The sequence below is a fragment of the Chlamydia caviae GPIC genome, from assembly GCF_000007605.1.
GTDB classification, from domain to species: domain Bacteria; phylum Chlamydiota; class Chlamydiia; order Chlamydiales; family Chlamydiaceae; genus Chlamydia; species Chlamydia caviae.
Genome location: NC_003361.3, coordinates 312,545 through 326,428, shown reverse-complemented (window position 1 = coordinate 326,428; position 13,884 = coordinate 312,545). Strand labels below are relative to the sequence as shown.

Here is a 13,884-nt window from a genome sequence, read left to right as displayed (position 1 = left end):
CATAAAACATGAAACATCCAGTTTACTGGTTCTTAGTGTCTTCGGGGCTGCTCGCTTCAACCTCCTTGAGCTTTGCAGCAGCAGTTCAAGAGACTCTAAATTCCTCTGATAGTTATAATGGAAATGCAACAACAGATGCGTTCCAAACTAAAGAAACAACAACAGGTGCTGAATATACTTGCGAAGGTAACGTCTGCATTACTTATGCAGGGAAAACAACACCTTTAACAAAGAGCTGTTTCACAGAGACTACAGAAAATCTTACTTTTATAGGACAGGGCTATTCTCTTTGCTTTGATAATATTACTGCTACAGCTAAGCCAGCAGCTATTGAAGTAAGCGCCGCTGATAAGACATTATCAATCTCTGGATTTTCTTTGTTTTCATGTTCTTATTGTCCTCCAGGAACTACCGGACAAGGGGCTATTAAGTCTGGAGGAACTGCTACCTTCGACAACAACTCTAAACTACTTTTCAAGAGCAATTGCTCATCAGAAGAAGGCGGCGCAATTAACTGCAAAAGTCTAACACTTAAAAATTCCTCCGTATGCGCAAATTTTATAAAGAATTCATCCGATAAAAAGGGTGGAGCTATTTACTGTAGTGACGAGAATCTCCAATTAGAAAATAATGATCAGATGCTTTTCTCTGAAAACACTTCCAAAGAAGAAGGTGGGGCTATTTATGCGAAAAAACTCTCCATCATCTCTGGAGGGCCAACCCTATTCTCTAATAATTCAACCTCTAAAGCTGCTGACCCTAAAGGCGGGGCTATTTGCATAGCTGATGCAGACAGCGAATGTAGCTTAACTGCCGAAAATGGGGATATTATTTTTGATGGAAATAAAATAATAACCACGGGCACTCCTTCAACGAAAAGAAACTCTATCGATTTAGGCTCTGGAGGGAAGTTCTCTCAGTTAAGAGCTAGAGATGGTTTTGGCGTTTTCTTTTACGATCCAATCGCCAATAATGGCAGCGACACTGATACATTAGAAATCAATAAAGCTGACGGAGCTGCAACCTATTCCGGTCGTATTGTCTTTTCTGGAGAAAAGCTCACAGAAGATGAAAAACAAGTTACAGACAATTTGAAATCCTTTTTCAAACAACCCCTCACAGTAGGATCTGGATCTTTTGTACTTAAAAATGGCGTAACAGTGTCAGCAAAGCAAATCACCCAATCCGGCGGCGCTATTGAGATGGATGCGGGGACCAATCTAACCTCAACCACAGAAGATATTTCCCTAAGCAATCTGGTTATCAATACCGCCTCATTGGGGGGGGGGGGGGTACCTCTGGCAGCACAAATCTCAGCTGAAGGAACCAACAAAAGTGTTACAATCTCCTCTCTTAATTTAGTCGATGCCGACGGAAACGGCTACGAATATCCAGTCTTCTCCACAACACGAGAATTTCCTTCTATTATAGAAGCTAAAGCTAATGGTACAGGAACACCTACAATCCCAACAACTCATCTAACTGACCATGCTCCAGCCGCTCATTATGGCTATCAAGGTCTCTGGACAACATCCTGGGCACAAGGCACAGCCACAACCTCACAACTAGCTACTTTAGCTTGGCAACAAACTGGCTATAACCCTAACCCTGAACGTCAAGGACCTCTAGTCCCTAATACCTTATGGGGATCGTTCTCAGATGTACGCGCCATTCAAAACCTCATGGATATTAGTGTCAATGGTGCTGACTATCAAAGAGGCCTCTGGGCATCGGGATTAGCTAACTTCTTACAGAAAAGCGGAACGGAGACAAAACGCAAGTTTCGTCACCATAGTGCTGGATATGTATTGGGAGCGTATGCCAAAACACTTTCCGATGATGTCTTCAGCGCCGCTTTCTGCCAACTCTTTGGAAGGGATAAAGATTACTTAGTCTCTAAGAATAATTCTAATATCTACGCAGGATCTATTTATTATCAGCATACCTCCTTCTGGGATGCTTGGGATAACCTGCTACAATCTACTCTCGGCGCGCAAGCTCCGTTAGTACTCAATGCACAGTTAACGTATAGTCACACGTCTAACGACATGAAGACAAATATGACGACTAAATACGCTCCACAAGGCGTCGTCTACCCAGAGATCAAGGGTGATTGGGGTAACGACTGCTTCGGAGTGGAACTCGGTGCTACTGTGCCTATTGAATCTCCCTATTCTTCCTTATTTGATATGTACTCTCCTTTCTTAAGATTCCAATTGGTTTATGCTCACCAAGAGGACTTTAAAGAAAATAACAGCACTGAAGGAAGATACTTTGAAAGCAGCGATCTCACAAACCTCTCCATGCCTATCGGCGTGAAGTTTGAGAGATTCTCTGACAATGACATAGCTTCCTACAATGTAACTTTGGCTTATGCTCCGGATCTTGTAAGAAGCAACCCTGATTGTAAAACGTCTCTGCTCGTTAGCCCAACCACAGCTGTTTGGTTAACTAAAGCAACAAACCTAGCTAGACATGCTTTCATTGTAAAAGCAGGAAATTATCTTTCCTTATCTTCTAACTTTGAAATCTTTAGCCAGTTTGGTTTCGAGCTCAGAGGCTCTTCTAGAACCTATAACGTAGACCTCGGATCTAAGATCCAGTTCTAATTCCAACCACCTCCCCTGCCCCATCCGGGGCAGGGGCTCCCTGTCAATCCCCTTGACTTTTAAGTATTTTTGTGATCGTTTAAGAGTATCTCAAATCACCCAAGAGCATAAAACATGAAACATCCAGTTTACTGGTTCTTAGTGTCTTCGGGGCTGCTCGCTTCAACCTCCTTGAGCTTTGCAGCAACAGTTCAAGAGACTCTAAATTCCTCTGATAGTTATAATGGAAACACAGCAACAAGTGCATTCCAGACTAAAGAAACACAAGCAGGCGCTGAATATACTTGCGAAGGGAACGTCTGTATTACTTATGCAGGGAAAGGGACTGCATTAACAAAGAGTTGTTTCACGGAGACTACAGAAAATCTTACCTTTCTAGGAAGGGGCTATTCTCTTTGCTTCGATAACATTAATACAACAGCTAAACCAGCTGCTATTGAAGTAAGCGCTGCTGATAAGACATTATCAATCTCTGGATTTTCTTTGTTTTCATGTTCCGACTGTCCTCCAGGAACTACTGGACAAGGGGCTATTAAGTCTGGAGGCACAGCCACTTTTGAAAATGATTTTAGCGTCCTATTTAAAAAAAATTGCTCTACAGCAGCTGGTGGAGCGATCAATTGTAAGGGGCTCACATTAAAAGGGACTTCTGGGATTGCTAATTTTATAGAAAATAAATCTACAGATAATGGTGGCGCAATAGAAGCCTCTGGGGCTAGTTCTATTGAAAATAACTCAGGAGTTATCAGCTTTTCAGGAAATACTTCTGCAAAACATGGCGGAGCAATCCATTCAAATTCAGCGGTCACCATTGCCAATAACCACAGGGTAGAATTTTCAAAAAACACAACTACGGGAACTGCGGATTCTTCAGGAGGAGCTATCTGCTGCAAGGACAATGCAGCACCTGAATTAAAATTCGAAGGAAACGCACAATTACTCTTCCTAGAAAACTCATCTCAAGTGAGTGGTGGAGCTCTTTATAGCAATAAGCTCACAATTTCCTCAGGTGGAACTACTGTATTTGCTAACAACACTGTAACCAATGCTAACCCTATGGGTGGGGCAATTTGTTTAGATACAACTAGTGGTGAGTGTAGCCTGTCAGCAGATTTAGGAAATATCATCTTCGATGGAAATAAAGTAATCACAAGTGGCGGTAACACAACAACAAAAAGAAATTCTATAGACTTAAACACTAGTGGAAAATTCACACAATTAAGAGCTAAAGATGGTTTCGGAATTTATTTCTATGATCCCATTGCCGACAATGGAGATGCCAATGCTGCTCTCAATATTAACGCGCCAGAAAATGCGACAACCTACAATGGAAGAGTTGTCTTCTCAGGAGAAACCCTATCTGCAACAGAGAAAACAGAAGCAGACAACTTAAAATCCATATTTAAACAACCTGTTACTCTGTCTGCAGGCTCCCTTATCCTTAAAGATGGCGTAACAGTAGAAGCGAAAAAAATCACGCAAACAGCTGGCTCTGCTGTGGTTATGGACGCAGGCACGACATTACAAACTCCTTCTACTGATGGAGAGACCATCACCTTACCAGATCTCACCATCAACGTCGCCTCGTTTGGGGGGGAGGGGGGTACCTCTTCGCCTGCTAAAGTCCACTCTCAAACAGCCAATCAAGCCCTCACAGTCACTGCTGTAAGTTTCATCGACGACGATGGCAACGGTTATGAGTATCCCGTATTTTCTAAAACTCGTGATTTCGCAGATTCTATACTATTAGAAGCCGCCACAGGAACCACCGTCACTGCACCAGCGATCCCCACCACTCCCGATACACCTTCAGCTCACTACGGCTACCAAGGTAATTGGACAATTGCTTGGGCGCAAGGCACTGCCGGAACTCATGAACAAAAAGCGACCCTAACCTGGACAGGAACAGGCTACATCCCTAATCCTGAACGCCAAGCCCAACTAGTTCCTAATACATTATGGGGAGCTTTCACGGATATGCGCGCACTACATCAGTTAATGAGCGTAAGTGCTACAGATTTAGAGCAAGAACGCGGCCTCTGGGGAGCTGCAATTACAGACTTCCTACAGAGAAAAAAGACTTCAACAAGCAAGAAATACCGTCACGTCGGTGTTGGCTATGCTGTGGGTGCTAGCGTACACATGCCAACAGAAGATCTATTTTCTTTAGCCTTTTGTCAGTTCTTTAACAATGATAAGGATTTTGTAGTCTCTAAAAACCGTACACATGTGTATGCAGGTTCTTTGTTCTTTGAACATTTCCATATGCTGCATCCTCAAAATTACTTGAAAGTAGGATCGAAATTCCCTCCTGCGTTCTTAGCTAACCTTCCTGAAAATGTTCCTATGATTCTCAACATACTGTTTAGCTACAGCCATGCTGAAAATGATATGAAAACACGCTATACCAAGCGTTATTCTCCTAAACCGGTCACCTATCCAGAAGTCACAGGTAGCTGGGGAACAAATTGCTTCGGTGGGGAGATTAGCACAAGTTTCCCTATAGAACTTTCTGATTCCTACATGTTTGAGAGATTTGTTCCTTTCATGAAGGTACAGATGATCTACGGTGAACAGGAGAGCTTCCAAGAACCTACAAGTGAAGGACGTTCTTTTGAAAATAGCCATCTTGTGAATTTAGCTTTACCTATCGGAGTGAAGTTTGAAAATATCTCCTCAAATAACAAAGATACTTTCGATCTTACACTTGTCTATTCTCCAGATGTCTATAGAAGTAATCCCCACTGTGCGACTTCTTTAGTTGTTACAGGAGCTGCTTGGGAAACAAAGGCTACCAACCTAGCTCGTCATGCATTTGTAGTTCGTGCTGCAAATAACTTTACCTATTCAGAACACATAGAGTTATTTGGACACGGTGGATTCGAACTTCGCGGATCTGCATATAGCTACAACTTCGATCTTGGTGGAAAAATCCTCTTCTAAGATTTTTGTAGACTCCCTGCTGAATTTACACAGGGAGTCTTCTCCTTATTTTCTACATCAATATACAGCAACTCTTGCTTTATTTTCTGATTTTTCTTATGTCATGTAGAGCCGCAAAATATGCAGGGAATACTAATGAAAAACTCTATTTATGGAGTTTTGCTGTTTTCCTCTTTTGCCTTGTCCATTGCTACCGAACTTCTTGCAGATGCCGATACTGTCAATCTTGCAGCTGGATTCAACGGCTCCTCTAGTGAAACTTTCAATGTCAAACAAACAAATAATGTTGAGGGAACCACCTATACTTTAACAGGTGCTGTTTCCTTTGCAAATATAAACAAGTTCGATCAGGCAGACACCAGCTGTTTTGCCAATTCCGCGGGAGATCTTACCTTCACGGGAAGCCGACGCCTTCTCTATTTTAATAACATCACATCCTCAGCAAAAGGCGCGGCTATCAGCACCACAGCAGATGCTAAGACCCTGACATTATCGGGATGTCTGAGTCTGATTTTTTATATGTCTCCTAAAGAAGACATAGGAAATGGAGCTATTTATTCAAATAGCTCCATGCTGATTCAGCAAAATAGCGATGTTAGTTTCGGCTATAATAAATCTGCAGGGAAAGGAAGTGTTATTCTTTGTGAGAAAAGTACAAGTGCCGGAGCGACATCTCCCACACTGACAATACAAAATAACGGCGAGTTTAAGGTATTAGCAAATTTATCAGCATCCTCAGGAGGAGCTATCTATGCTGAAAAAATGCTCTTATCTGCAGGAGGAAATACAGTATTTCAAGCTAACGTCACTCAAGAAAAAGGTGGGGCTATTGCCATTGCTGCTAATGGAGAAATTAGCCTATCTGCAGATGGCGGAGATCTGACTTTTGAAAGAAATATCATCATCGAAAATAATGAAACTATCCGCAATGCTATTCATTTAGAAGATGGTGCTAAATTTCTACAGTTGCGTGCTGCTAAAGACAGATCTATCTACTTCCATGATCCGATTACAACCACAGGAAATGTCGCCGATCGTTTGACTCTCAATGCTGCTAACGGAGCGACTCCCTATGAAGGGACAATTGTCTTTGCCAGCGGAGTATCTTATGTAAACTCGCCTCTTTCTAAACTCTACTCATTTTCTCAAGATCTCACACTAGCCGCGGGATCTTTAATCTTAAAAGACGACGTATTGATAAAAGCGAAATCTTTCGAGCAAAATCAAAAATCCCTATTATTCATGCATCCGGGAACAAGGCTACAAACAACCAATAATCTATCTATAAAAAATCTTCATCTAGACCTGAGTAAGATAGCAGCAACTGCCGTAGAGATAGCAGCAACTGCCGATGCTGCTGCTATAGAGATTTGCGGTCCTATGGTTATGCATGTTGATGATGAGATATTTTATAATCAGGAAGCATTAGCAGATTCGTTATCTTTCGAATGCTTGCATGTTCGCGCGCCACATTTAGACAACATCACTGTCGATGATGTTCCTCTAATCCCGATAACCACGATGGAAACCCATCGCGGTTATCAAGGTAAATGGACAGTCTCTTGGGAAGAAGAGCATGAGATGATCTTTGGTAATGTCTCTACACAACCTAATAAAAAGATGTCTTTGGTCTGGAATCCCTCTGGCTATATTCCTTTTGTAGGAGGCACCGGAGAGTTTACCACATCTTTAGTTCCTAATAGCCTATGGAATCTCTTTTTAGACACACGCTTTGCTCAACAAGCTATAGAAACAAATGCGCAATCACCAGGGAATGGGATTTGGATTTCATCTCTCACGAATTCCTTCCGCAAAGGCTCTACTGAGAATAACCACGGCTTCCGTCATAAAAGTTCAGGATATGTCGCTGGAGGGAAATTTCAAACCCTTCAAGATGATATCTTTAGTGTAGGCATATGCCAGTTATTTGGAAGATCCAAAGATTTTGGATCTGCAAAATCTAAAGATAAAGCCTTCTCGGGCTCTCTCTATGCTCACCATTCACGCTACCTCCTGCCTATTACGCGTTTCCTAGCAGGGACATCAAGATCCCAACCTAGGTTCTTATCCAGAATCCCTAAAGACTTCCCTATTAACTTTGATGCTCTCATCAGTTATAGCTATGGGAGAAATCATATGAAGGTGAAATACGCAGATCACTCACAAACAACTAGCTCATGGAATACCTACGGCTATAGCGCACAGATCGGAAGTTCCTTACCGTGTGCTTTGGATGTTTCCCATACATTTTTCCAGTATGTATCTCCATTTGTCAAATTGCATTGGATTTATGCTCATCAAGTACAATTTCAAGAACAAGGAATAAAACGGCGCTCTTTTAATAATAGCAATTTAAAAAATCTCTCGTTGCCCATAGGCCTTAAAATCCAAGGTCAATCACTACATCATCTTTCTTATGAACTCACTGGGATGTATATTGCCGATCTCTATCGTTGCAATCCTGAGAGTGTGACTTCATTAATCTCCGGAGGCCTACTTCCCTGGACAACAACAGCGGCAAATCTTGGTAAGCAAGCAGCTCTGTTGCAAGGCTCGGGAAACCTCTCTCTCACATCACACATCAATATCTTTGCTCAAGGAACTGTAGAATTTCGTCGTTCCTCCTATAGCTACGCCATGGACGCTGGCAGTAGGGTGCATTTTTAACAGTGTAACTCCCTGCTTGCAGGGAGCTTACGCATAAGCACCCTGGGATACCGAACCTATCTGCTTTTTCGAGTAGGCATAACCTTTAAGGTTATGCCCACTCCTAAAAAGCAGAAAATATTTTTTCCTATAACACAACAGGGAATGTACTATATGAAAAACTCTCTTTATGGGTTTTTAATCTTTTCATCTTTTACCGCATCTATAGCGTTTCATAGTCATGTAAACGCTGACAACCTAGCTTCTTCAGAAAGCTTTGATGGTTCTACAGGAGCTGGGCAATTTACCTCAAAACAATCTACTGACGCAGGAGGCACTACCTATACACTGACCGGTGATGTCACCATCACCCATGTCAAAACAACATCGCCTGCCAATACAAGCTGTTTTAAAAATAGCGGGGGGAATCTCACCTTTACAGGAGCGAACCACTCCTTAATATTTGAAGATATTATCTCTACAGCTCAAGGAGCTGCGATCAGTGCAAATACTGATGCTAAAACCCTGAAAATGTCAGGATTCAATACCCTAGCTTTTGTTGCTGCGCCACAGGCAACCACGGGAAATGCTGCTGTCTATGCTATAGGGACAACAACAATCAAAGAAAATAAGAAATTAATCTTTGGTAAGAACCACTCTACAGCAGCAGGAGGCGCTATCCATTGCGCAAAAACAGGAGCAACCGAAGCCGTGCTAACGTTGCAACAAAATGCATCTATGCTCTTTAGAAATAACTCCTCAGCAACTACAGGAGGAGCGATTCATGCAGAGAAATTCATTCTTAAAGCCGGAGGCACCACCCTATTTGAAAATAACCACGCTACGCAAAAAGGAGGAGCTATTTCCATTGCAGGATCTGGGGAAATTAGTCTATCTGCAGATGACGGAAGTATTATCTTTAAAGGCAATACTATTACCGACGCTGGAAATAAAGTAAGCAATGGAATTCATGTAGGGACAAATGGAAAATTTGCAAAGCTAGAAGCTAAAGAATCGCAGTCTATCCTATTTTATGATCCCGTAGTTGCTGAAGGTACAGCGGATAGTAATTTAGAAATTAACAAAGCTGATGGTGGAACCTCCTATACGGGATCTATAATCTTTTCAGGAAGATACATAGAAAGTCCTCATAAAAGGATGAAACACGTTTCTACATTCACACAACCCCTCACGCTATCCTCAGGATCTTTGGTATTAGAGAAAGGGGCACATTTAAAAGCTAAATCTCTAACACAGACTGCAGGATCTAAAGTTATTCTAGATCAAACATCCAGTATAGAAACAAAAGAAAATATAGATATAAAAGAGCTGTGGCTACGGCTTGATGATTTTAACACACCTACAGCAACTTGTATCTCTACATCAGGGAATGCCCATACCATTACTATTAAAGGACCTTTAGGGGTTTTTACAGATCAAGAAACTTTCTATGACAATCATGCTCTTGCCTACAGCATAGATCAAGAATTCCTACAACTTGCTGATAAAGACATCACAAAAATCTCCTTAGTAGATATCCCCCAAGCGGTTAGGAAAAATCTTGATTCCCATAGTGGGTACCAAGGGAAATGGTCCATAGATTGGAAAACGGTTCCAGGATCTACAAATGCAGGAGTGACAACTCTCGGAACGAAAACAGCAACTGTACATTGGAGACCTACAGGATACATTCCTTTTGGAGGTTCTCAAGAAATTACCACGCCTTTAGTAGTCAACACTCTATGGGGAAATTTCTCAGATATCCGTAATTTAGAAAGAACTGTAGAATCCCTAGCTGTCAATTCTCTATGCTCTGAAGGCTTCTGGGCTGCGGGAATTAAAAATTACCTCTATTCCAATAGCCCTGCTGAAAACTATGTTTTCCAACATCATAATGCCGGCTATGCCATTGGTATGAATAAACATACGTTGTCAGAAAATGTATTTTCTGCGGCTTTTTCCCAACTCTTTGGTAAGGATAGAGACCATGCTAATGGTCATGTAGACCATCAAACACTTTCAGGATCTTTTTATGCTCATCACGTAGGCTCATTACCTATGCTGCGCTTCCTTTGTGGGGGATCTAAAAATTGCCCTCCTGAACTTCAAGCATCGCCATCTATCCCCGTTATTGTCAATGCTCAGCTAAGCTATAGCCACAGCAATAACCACCTGACTATACATCATGAAGATACAACGAAAACAACAGGAATGTGGTCTAACTACTCCTTAGCTGCAGAATTAGGATCCACATTTGTCTACACATTAAGCAAATGCCCCTCCATACTGAAAAACGTCTCTCCATTTGTTAAACTCCAAGGGGTATATTCTGAACAAAGGAAATTCTCTGAAGAAGGACTTCGTCGTTGCTTATTCTCAAGTACCTATCTAGCGAATCTTGCTCTCCCCTTAGGGATTAAAATCCATGGTGTATGTCCTAGAGAACTATTTGCCTATGATCTATCTGCTATGTATGTTCATGATGTATTTCGTATCGATCCTGAAACTATGACACTATTTCTCATTGGAGGCTTAGCCCCTTGGACTACACACGCCAATAACCTAGCCACCAAAGCTATAGTTGTTCAAGGTTCTGGAAGATTTGCCGTTAGATCGAATATTGAAGTTTTCGCAGAAGGTAACTGTGAACTACGCTCCTCATCTCATAGCTATAACTATGATTTTGGTGCGAAAATACATTTCTAGATTTCCCTCACTCCCTGCTCTTTAAGAGCAGGGGGACTTCCCCCAAACACGCCTCCTCATAAACTCCCCACAACCTATGCATGATAGTGATCGTCAAAATACAACAAGAGCGATTGTATGAAAAATCTATTTTTCTCTAATCCTTAGGTGTAAACACCTTCAGGAAAACGCCCCTTATTGATCTTGATTAATTTCCATAACTTTCTTATACAAGGAAAGGCTTTTTCTCCCTCCCCTCCCCCAAGCAAAAAAAACATTCTGAAAACATACTTTTGAAATACTCTATGACGCAAAGACCGAATCCATGGATTTTTTGCTGCTGTGCTCTGTCTTGTTTGTGTTTTTCACCAGCATATGCTGCTGTGTTAAAAACACTCACCGCAACCGATAATTTTGACGGCATAAATAACGCAGCTTTCCCTACGAAAACTTCTGATAGTGATGAAGGAACGAACTACATTCTCTCCAACGATATTGTAATACAAAATGTCGCGGCTACAAATCCTAGAAACAGTAGCTGTTTTAAAAATACAAAAGGGAATCTTATATTTAACGGAAACAATCGTAGCTTGACCTTCAATAACATCACTACAGCCGTTGAAGGAAAAGCCATTTTAAATTCCTCGGAAACTTTCCTTTCTATGTCCTGCTTTTCCAAACTACAGTTCTTAGAGCCTGTAAGCTCAAGAAAAGGGAAAAGTATCGTAGTCTCTAAAGGCACCTTAATGTTTCGAACAAATAAGGAGTTGCTCTTTGATGGATGTTACTCTTCAGATAAAGGTGGCGCTATATGCTGTATGCCATCTCCTGGATCAGCACGCAACTCCTCACTAACATTTTCACGCAACAGAAAAGTAACATTCTCTAATAATACATCCGTAAATGGTGGGGGAGCGATCTATACACAACACCTGCGTATAATAGCCGCGGGTCCTACCCTCTTTACTAATAACATGTCTTCAGGAGATGTAAATTCTCGACCTGGGGGCGGAGCTATCGCCATCGCTAAAGATGGAGAGTTATCTCTATTTGCAGAAGATGGGGATATTACCTTTTCAGGAAATCTCACATCTAGAGGGAGACATTTCGAGAAAAATGCCATCCATTTAGAAAATGATGCTTATATCAGCTACATAACAGCAAAAGAAGGGAGGTCTGTCACCTTCTACGATGCGATTACCTCTACAAATGCCTCTACAGTTCCCCTACTTATTAACCAACTTACCGATGGGACAACGCATAAAGGCAGCGTTGTCCTTTCTGCGAAAGACTGTGTAGCGTCATGCTCGTCCTTAATTTCTACGAATATGTCTAGGATTGCTCAAGATATTATATTAGCAGGAGGCTCTCTAAATTTAAATTCAGGTGTGATTCTCACAACAAACAGTATTACGCAACATCCTAATACTACGTTTGTTATAGATCAAAGCACCATGCTGAGATTGCAAGAAAATGCGCACATATTAAATATGACCATTCCTGTAAAACTCCAAACTTTAGTTTTGCGTCCCAAGGAATCTAAACGGAAATATAATTCGTTGTCCTCTCGTCAGCCTGGGCAAATTATCCTCCTCTCACAAGATAAAATATTTTCCCTATCAGGATCTATAAATATCGATTTTGAAGATGAAGATTTTTATGAAAATCTAGAGCTAGCTAATCCTGTAAAAGTTCCCTTAATTCATATTGAAGCTCGAGAATTAGAAGATATACGTATTAAAATTGATCATCTACATGTTCCCACGAATCCTTATGGCTATCAAGGATCCTGGGATCTTCAATGGCTAGACACCCCCTCGCAACAGATAAGCACGCGCTTAGCAAATAATGCTGAGAAAACGGCCCAGCTGATATGGACGCCTAAACACTACCGCCCCCGTCTTATTGACACTCAAGGGAATTCTTTAGTTCCCAATAGCTTATGGAATGCTTTTGTAGATATTCGTGGTATCCACAACCTTATGGATACTGTCTCTGACGGCAGCTTATACCACAATGGCCTATGGGCTGCAGAAGTCTCTAACTATTTCCATAAAGACCACCATAAAGATAACCGCGGATTCCGTCATACTAGTGGCGGCTATGCTTTAGGACTCTCACAACAAACTCCCTCTAAAGATATTTTTAGCCTAGGCTTTTTCCAAATGTTCGGGGTTTCTAAAGATGCCTCCCTAGCAAAAAATCATGAACATATCCTGGCAGGATCCGTATATGCCCAACATAGCATCCCTGTTCAACCCATTTTAAATTGGTCTCTAGGGAACCTATGGGTTCGTCCTGAATTTTTATCAAAGATTTCCTCAGATATCCCTCTAATTTTAAATATTCAAGCCACCTACAGCCATAGTAAAAACAAACTCACAATATCACGAAAATCTTCAGAAATTACCCATGGATATTGGAATACCCATTGTATAGGTGCTGAATTAGGATCTTCTTTATCCTTTGATTTCTATGAAGAACATAATATCTTTCATCATATCCTCCCCTTTATGAATCTCCAAGGAGTCTATGCTTATCAAAGGAAATTTAAAGAAGAAGGAGAGAAAAAACATGAAATTACCAGCAGTAAATTAGGAAATATCTCCCTCCCTGTGGGCATACGTTTGGAAGGACATACCTCACAATGGCCGATTTTCTATGCAACCTCTGTAGCGTTCATTGCAGATCTATACCGTCAAAATCCCTGTTCTACAATTACTGCTACTTATGAACCTTTCGCTATATGGGAAACCTCAGGAACAAACCTAGAAAGACAAGCACTAGCAGCACAACTATCGATGCATTGTGCTATTTTAGAGAACATCACGCTATTTTCAAAATGCTGCGCAGAGATACGTAAATCCTCACAGTACTATTCAGGAGATATCGGCAGTCAGTTCTTATTTTAAGAGATACGATCTAAAAAACATGGCTTTCTTAAGAAATTCAGAAAATATTTTTAAAAAAAAATTTCTGAATTTCTTCGAGTCTTGATTGT

General features: G+C 41.3%; 5 protein-coding genes. All 5 read left to right on the top strand.

The window, feature by feature from the left end:
* Positions 1–8 precede the first annotated feature (8 nt).
* The 5 genes from CCA_RS01435 to CCA_RS01415 all read left to right on the top strand — a co-directional run bounded on the left by CCA_RS01435 (position 9) and on the right by CCA_RS01415 (position 13,795).
* Positions 9–2,609, top strand: coding sequence for an autotransporter domain-containing protein (locus CCA_RS01435; protein ID WP_011006252.1), 2,601 nt, complete (start codon positions 9–11; stop codon positions 2,607–2,609).
* Positions 2,610–2,723: 114 nt separating this feature from the next.
* Positions 2,724–5,552 (top strand): polymorphic outer membrane protein middle domain-containing protein, encoded by a 2,829-nt coding sequence (locus tag CCA_RS01430; RefSeq protein ID WP_011006251.1) that lies wholly within the window; start codon positions 2,724–2,726, stop codon positions 5,550–5,552.
* 135 nt (positions 5,553–5,687) lie between these two features.
* Positions 5,688–8,219, top strand: a complete 2,532-nt coding sequence (locus tag CCA_RS01425; protein ID WP_011006250.1) for an autotransporter domain-containing protein — start codon at positions 5,688–5,690, stop codon at positions 8,217–8,219.
* Positions 8,220–8,372: 153 nt separating this feature from the next.
* Entirely contained in the window at positions 8,373–10,904 is a 2,532-nt protein-coding gene (locus tag CCA_RS01420) for a polymorphic outer membrane protein middle domain-containing protein (protein ID WP_011006249.1), read from the top strand.
* Positions 10,905–11,188: 284 nt separating this feature from the next.
* Complete coding sequence (locus CCA_RS01415; protein ID WP_011006248.1) at positions 11,189–13,795, top strand: polymorphic outer membrane protein middle domain-containing protein; 2,607 nt, start codon at positions 11,189–11,191, stop codon at positions 13,793–13,795.
* Positions 13,796–13,884 lie beyond the last annotated feature (89 nt).

Bases quoted from the DNA above. Each gene is read 5' to 3' on its own strand.
- CCA_RS01435 (WP_011006252.1), top strand. From the start codon at position 9: ATGAAACATCCAGTTTACTGGTTCTTAGTGTCTTCGGGGCTGCTCGCT.
- CCA_RS01430 (WP_011006251.1), top strand. From the start codon at position 2,724: ATGAAACATCCAGTTTACTGGTTCTTAGTGTCTTCGGGGCTGCTCGCT.
- CCA_RS01425 (WP_011006250.1), top strand. From the start codon at position 5,688: ATGAAAAACTCTATTTATGGAGTTTTGCTGTTTTCCTCTTTTGCCTTG.
- CCA_RS01420 (WP_011006249.1), top strand. From the start codon at position 8,373: ATGAAAAACTCTCTTTATGGGTTTTTAATCTTTTCATCTTTTACCGCA.
- CCA_RS01415 (WP_011006248.1), top strand. From the start codon at position 11,189: ATGACGCAAAGACCGAATCCATGGATTTTTTGCTGCTGTGCTCTGTCT.